Annotated in this window: 7 protein-coding genes; 4 read left to right on the top strand and 3 right to left on the bottom strand. The window is 62.5% G+C overall.

The window, feature by feature from the left end; translation table 11 throughout:
• Window positions 1-60 precede the first annotated feature (60 nt).
• Entirely contained in the window at window positions 61-1,377 is a 1,317-nt protein-coding gene (aceA, locus tag B2W70_RS00075) for an isocitrate lyase (RefSeq protein WP_137840563.1), read from the bottom strand.
• A gap of 260 nt (window positions 1,378-1,637) precedes the next feature.
• Window positions 1,638-2,171, bottom strand: coding sequence for an inorganic diphosphatase (ppa, locus tag B2W70_RS00070; protein ID WP_058089099.1), 534 nt, complete (start codon window positions 2,169-2,171; stop codon window positions 1,638-1,640).
• A gap of 256 nt (window positions 2,172-2,427) precedes the next feature.
• Between ppa and B2W70_RS00065 the strand changes: the two genes are divergently transcribed.
• The 3 genes from B2W70_RS00065 (at window position 2,428) to B2W70_RS00055 (ending at window position 4,700) form a co-directional block, all read left to right on the top strand.
• Window positions 2,428-2,985: a phasin family protein gene (locus B2W70_RS00065; RefSeq protein WP_058089100.1), complete on the top strand. Its 558-nt coding sequence runs from the start codon at window positions 2,428-2,430 to the stop codon at window positions 2,983-2,985.
• A gap of 223 nt (window positions 2,986-3,208) precedes the next feature.
• Window positions 3,209-3,943: a leucyl/phenylalanyl-tRNA--protein transferase gene (aat, locus tag B2W70_RS00060; protein ID WP_286741860.1), complete on the top strand. Its 735-nt coding sequence runs from the start codon at window positions 3,209-3,211 to the stop codon at window positions 3,941-3,943.
• A gap of 19 nt (window positions 3,944-3,962) precedes the next feature.
• The gene (locus B2W70_RS00055) at window positions 3,963-4,700 is read left to right on the top strand and encodes an arginyltransferase (protein WP_286741859.1); all 738 of its coding nucleotides are present in this window, start codon (window positions 3,963-3,965) and stop codon (window positions 4,698-4,700) included.
• On the opposite strand, the gene B2W70_RS00050 is transcribed toward B2W70_RS00055, so the two are convergent.
• Complete coding sequence (locus tag B2W70_RS00050) at window positions 4,701-5,438, bottom strand: SIMPL domain-containing protein (protein ID WP_286741858.1); 738 nt, start codon at window positions 5,436-5,438, stop codon at window positions 4,701-4,703. It lies immediately after the preceding gene.
• A gap of 187 nt (window positions 5,439-5,625) precedes the next feature.
• On the opposite strand from B2W70_RS00050, the gene B2W70_RS00045 reads away from it, so the two are divergent.
• On the top strand, window positions 5,626-5,919 hold a 294-nt coding region (locus B2W70_RS00045), incomplete at its 3' end, for a response regulator (protein WP_286741857.1).

The following is a 5,919-nucleotide window of genomic DNA, read 5'->3' as shown; positions in this document are numbered from 1 at the left end:
ACCCGAGGGTGCCGTTTGTGTTCAAGCCGATCAGGCAACGGGCCTTGCGGCCCGCGCAGATCAGTGGAACTGTTCTTCTTCGGTCGAGCCGGTCAGGGCCTTGACGGAGGACGAGCCACCTTGGATCACGGTGGTCACGTCGTCGAAGTAGCCAGCGCCCACTTCTTGTTGGTGCGACACGAAGGTGTAGCCCTTTTCGCGAGCTGCGAATTCCGGCTCTTGCACCATTTCGGTGTAGTGCTTCATGCCTTCGCCGCGAGCGTAAGCGTGGGCGAACTGGAAGGTGTTGAACCAGTTGATGTGGATGCCAGCCAGCGTGATGAACTGGTACTTGTAGCCCAGGTCCGACAGGTCTTGCTGGAACTTGGCGATCTGCTTGTCGTCCAGGTTCTTCTTCCAGTTGAAGGAAGGCGAGCAGTTGTACGACAGCAGCTTGCCGGGGCACTTGGCGTGCACGGCTTGCGCGAATTCACGGGCGAAGCCGATGTCGGGCACGCCGGTTTCGCACCACACCAGGTCGGCGTAAGGAGCGTACGCAACGCCACGGCTGATGGATTGCTCCAGGCCGTTCTTGACGCGGTAGAAGCCTTCTTGGGTGCGCTCACCGGTCAGGAAGGGCTTGTCGTTGGCGTCGTGATCGGAGGTGATCAGGTTGGCGGCTTCGGCGTCGGTGCGAGCCAGAACGATGGTGGGCACGCCCATCACGTCAGCAGCGAAACGAGCAGCGATCAGCTTCTCGATGGCTTCTTGCGTGGGAACCAGCACCTTGCCACCCATGTGACCGCACTTCTTGACAGCGGCGAGCTGGTCTTCGAAGTGAACGCCAGCGGCGCCCGAAGCGATCATGTTCTTCATCAGTTCGAAGGCGTTCAGGACACCACCGAAACCGGCTTCAGCGTCAGCGACGATGGGCAGGAAGTAGTCAACGAACTGCTCGTCGCCGGGGTTGATGCCACGCGACCATTGGATTTCGTCAGCACGCTTGAACGTGTTGTTGATGCGGCGAACCATGGTGGGCACCGAGTCGTACGCGTACAGCGACTGGTCGGGGTACATGGTTTCCGAGGTGTTGCCGTCGGCGGCGACTTGCCAGCCCGACAGGTACACGGCTTCCAGGCCAGCCTTGGCCTGTTGCATGGCTTGACCGGCGGTGATGGCGCCGAAAGCGTTCACGTAGCCCTTCTTGGCACCGCCGTTGACCTTTTCCCACAGCTTTTCAGCGCCGCGCTTGGCCAGGGTGTACTCGGGCTGCATGCTGCCGCGCAGGCGAACCACGTCGGCTGCGGAATAGCCGCGCTTGACGAGCTTCCAACGGGGGTTTTCGGCCCAGTCCTTTTCCAGGGCAGCGATTTGCTGTTCGCGGGTGAGTTGAGTCATGACGATCTCCGGGGTTGAAGGGAGGTGCTAGAAAAGCCGTGACTCTATCAGGATTTCTGCGAAACGGTGTGGACTTATGTCTTATATAAGACCCCCCCACACAAGGGGGTCGTTAACCCGCAACAACGCACCCTGCCTGCTCACGCTCGCCCATCGCGCAACGCCCGCGCTGCAAGACCCAAGACCAAAGAAAAAGCCGCCTGCTCCCGGCGGGGCGCAGGCGGCATGCGTCAGGCTGGGCGGCAGGCGCCCAATCAGCCTCAGTGCTGCTTCTTGAAGCTTTCCAGGCCGGTGACCACTTCGGCCTTGGCGTCTTCGATGCCGGCCCAGCCAACCACCTTCACCCACTTGCCGGGCTCCAGGTCCTTGTAGTGCTCGAAGAAGTGCTTGATCTGGGCGATCAGCAGCTCGGGCAGGTCTTCCAGCTTCTGGATGCCCTTGTACATGGCGCAGATCTTTTCGGTCGGCACGGCCACGAGCTTGGAGTCGCCACCGGCCTCGTCTTCCATCTTCAGGATGCCCAGGGGACGGCAAGGGATGACCACGCCCGGTTGCAGCGGGAAGGGGGTCACGACCAGCACATCGACCGGGTCGCCGTCGGCAGCGATGGTCTGGGGCACGTAGCCGTAATTGCAGGGGTAGTGCATGGCCGTGCCCATGAAACGATCGACGAAGACCGCGCCGGTCTCGTGATCGATCTCGTACTTGATCGGGTCGGCGTTGGCGGGGATCTCGATGATGACGTTGAAGACGTCGGGCGCCTTGGCGCCGGCAGGGACGTTGAGCAGGCTCATGGTGATCGCTTTGAGCAGTTGAGATGCGGTGAAGTCGAGAGTGTAGGCGAGGCGACGAACCGGACAGCCCCACCCCACCGCGATCTCGCAGCGTTAAAATTGTCAAAAACAAGACAAAGTTGCAAACGGTTGCTGCACCGCACAAAAAAGTGCTTGCAATCGGCGACAGCGCTCCTATACTTCGAATCATGTTGCAACGCAGCAATTGAAGTTCGAAGCTGCGGTTTGCGATCAACCCTTCATAACGGAGATTGAAATGCTGACTGCCGAACAAATCCTCGCCTCCCAAAAAGCCAGCCTGGCCACCCTGTTCGACCTGGGTCAGAAGGCCTTCGAAGGCGTCGAGAAGGTCGTCGAACTGAACCTGCAAGTCGCCAAGACTTCGCTGGAAGAAGCTTCCGAGCACGCCAAGGCTGTGCTGGCCGTCAAGGACGCCCAGGAACTGCTGGCGCTGCAAGCCTCGCTGCTGCAACCCTCGGCCGAGAAGGCCGCTGCCTACGGTCGTCACCTGTACGACATCGCCTCGACCACCAGCGCCGAAGTCAGCAAGCTGGCCGAATCGCAAGTCTCCGACGCCCAGAAGAAGTTCGCAGCTGTCGTTGACAACGCCGTCAAGAACGCCCCCGCCGGCACCGAAAACGCCGTTGTGCTGGTGAAGTCGGCTGTTGCCGCCGCCAACAACGCATTTGACTCGGTGCAAAAGGCCGCCAAACAAGCTGCCGATGTGGCCGAAGCCAACTTCCAGGCCATCACCAACACCGCCGTCAAGGCATCTCAGGCTGCCACGACGGCCGCCAAGCGCAAGGCCGCCTGATTGGCGCCTGCCCCTGGTTGACAAATCTTTGCAAGGATTTCGGAGCCAGTCCCTTGAACTTCCTGACCGGGCCCTGATCTCATCAGGGCCGCTCTGGACAAGCGGCACTCCCTGAAAGGTTGTCTCCTCGGTACCTGTCGAACCTTTTCTAAGGTACCTTTCAGCCCGGTGGCTTGCCACCGGGCTTTTTTCTTGCCCGCATCAACTGAATGCCCGCTCGTTCATGATCCCCTGGCTGGAAGCAGACACCCCTTTCCCAGACACGCTTCAAGCGCTGGGCCCCGACTCCGATGCCCCGGGCTTGCTCGCCGCTGGCGCCGACCTGAGCACCCAGCGGCTGGCTCAGGCCTACCGTCGCGGCATCTTCCCCTGGTTCGGAGAGGACCAGCCCATCCTCTGGTGGAGCACACACCCCCGCATGGTTCTGCCGGTGGCAGAGTTCAAGCTGTCCCGCTCCCTGCGCAAGACGCTTGAGCGCTTTCGACGCACACCAGGCTGCGAGGTGCGCATCGACTCGTACTTCGACGCGGTCATGCACCATTGCGCCCTCACCCCGCGCGACGGCCAGCGCGGCACCTGGATCGTGCCCGAGATGCGTGCCGCCTACGGCAAGTGGCACCGCGAGGGCCAAGTGCACTCTGTGGAAACCTGGGTGAACGGCGAGTTGGTCGGCGGCCTCTATGGCATCCACCTGGGCCGCATGTTCTTCGGTGAATCGATGTTCTCGCACCGCACAGACGCGTCCAAAATTGCCCTGGCCGCCCTGGTGTGCTTTTGCCGAGCCCACGGTCTGCCTGTGATCGACTGCCAGCAGGAAACCTCCCACCTGGCTTCCCTGGGGGCACGCCCCTGGCCGAGGGGGCAATTCGAGGCCCACCTCAAGCAGGTGGTCGATGAATCAGGCCCATCCGATTGGACCTATCATGATTCATTCTGGGATCACCTGATCCCTCGGTGAACCTTTCGCGAAACCCGCTGTGACGCATCCCAAAGACCTGCCGCTTGCCTCCCTGCAGTTCTATGCGACCGCGCCCTACCCCTGCAGCTACCTGGATGGGCGCACCGCGCGCTCGCAGGTGGCCACGCCCAGCCACCTGATCAACGCCGACGTTTACTCCGGCCTGGTGGCCACCGGCTTTCGCCGCAGCGGCATGTTCACCTACCGCCCCCATTGCGATGGCTGCAAGGCTTGCGTGCCGCTGCGCATCCCTGTGCAGCGATTCCAGCCTTCACGCAGCCAGGTGCGGGCCTGGCGTGCCCATCAGCACCTTGAGGCGCGTGTGCTGAGGCTGAATTTCAACCCCGAGCACTACCAGCTTTACCTGCGCTATCAGCGCGGCAGGCACCAAGGCGGCGGCATGGACCACGATTCGGTGGACCAGTACACCCAGTTTCTGTTGCACAGCCGGGTCAACTCTCGCCTGGTCGAGTTCCGTGAGCCGGCCTCGCCCGATGGACAGCCTGGTGCGTTGAAGATGGTATCCGTCCTCGACGTGCTCGAAGACGGGCTCTCGGCGGTCTACACGTTCTACGAACCCGAGCCCGACACCAGTTACGGCACCTACAACGTGCTGTGGCAGATCGAGCAAACACGCGACCTCGGGCTGGCGCACCTCTACCTCGGGTACTGGATCGAGGCCAGCCCCAAGATGGTTTACAAGACGCGCTTTCGGCCGCACCAGCTGTTGCTGGGCGGCCAGTGGCGCGACGGTTGATCAGGGCTGCAGGAGGACGTCACCCGAGACCGTGATGGTCAGCGTCCCCTTGCCTGGGGCCAGCGGCAAGGCTGCGTCGGCCATCGGGGCCGCAGCCGCCTTGGCCATCGCCATCATGGGCACCGGACGCCCCTCGAAGCCCGCATCGGTGGAAGACACCGACACCGAGCCCAGGGTGTAGCCCTTCATGCCGAAGTCGGTGGCCAGTTGCCCGGCACGCGCCTTGAACTGGCGAATGGCCTCCGTGGTGAGCGAGGCCTCGTGCTGCTCGCGCAGTGCGCGCGAGAGCCCATAGCGAACCTGCGTGACGTTGAGCTGGTTGAGCTTGCCCGAGACCGTGGACACCTTGCCGGCATCCGTGCCCGAAATGATCAATTGGGCGGACCCTTGCCAACCGGTGATGCGGCTGTTGTTGCCGTACCGCGGGTAAAGGTTGAAGCCGCCGGTCTGCACGCTGACGGCCTCAGGTACAGCACCCTTGATGAGCGCACGCGCCTCGGTCAGGGCCGCTTCGAGCACGCGTTTGAGCTCGGCCTGCACGTCTGCGGCCTGGCTGCCGTCCTTGACGGTTTCGAGGACGACGGTCAACTCGTCCTGCACCACCTCGCGGTGAGCGGTGGCGCTGAAGTTCACGCTGCCATGGCGCGGGGCATCGGCCTGCGCACCACAGGCTGCTGCTGCCAGCAGGCAGGCGGTTGTCAGTTGGCGGACGGCCGCAGGGCGTCGAGACAGGATCATGGTCAACCTTTGTCGGTCAGTTGGAGACCCATTCTCAACGCGAAATACCCCTGTGGCGCCGACATCCTTTCAGCTTGACGGGAGCGTCATGAGCGGGCAAGAATTGTAACAACCGGTCAAATACGGGCGTTTGGGGTCCGCAAACTGCGCACAATCCGCGCTTGTTACAAATGCCTAGGAACGCACCATGACTTCCAACAACGCCAACCAGCGTCCCGACCGCGTCCTCGTGGTGGACGACGATGCTCGGATCCGCGACCTGCTGCGGCGCTACCTGAGCCAGGAAGGCTTCGAGGTGCTCCTGGCAGAAGATGCCAAGGCGCTCAACCGCCTGCTGACGCGTGAAACCGTCGACCTGATCGTGCTCGACCTGATGCTGCCTGGCGAGGACGGGTTGTCTATCTGCCGCCGCCTGCGCGCCGCCAACGACGTCACGCCGATCATCATGCTGACGGCCAAGGTCGAGGACGTCGACCGCATC

Origin of the sequence: Aquabacterium sp. UBA2148 (genome assembly GCF_002328915.1) — a bacterium.
In the GTDB taxonomy this organism is placed as follows: domain Bacteria; phylum Pseudomonadota; class Gammaproteobacteria; order Burkholderiales; family Burkholderiaceae_C; genus Aquabacterium; species Aquabacterium parvum.
This window is presented reverse-complemented; position numbering and strand designations above follow the sequence as displayed.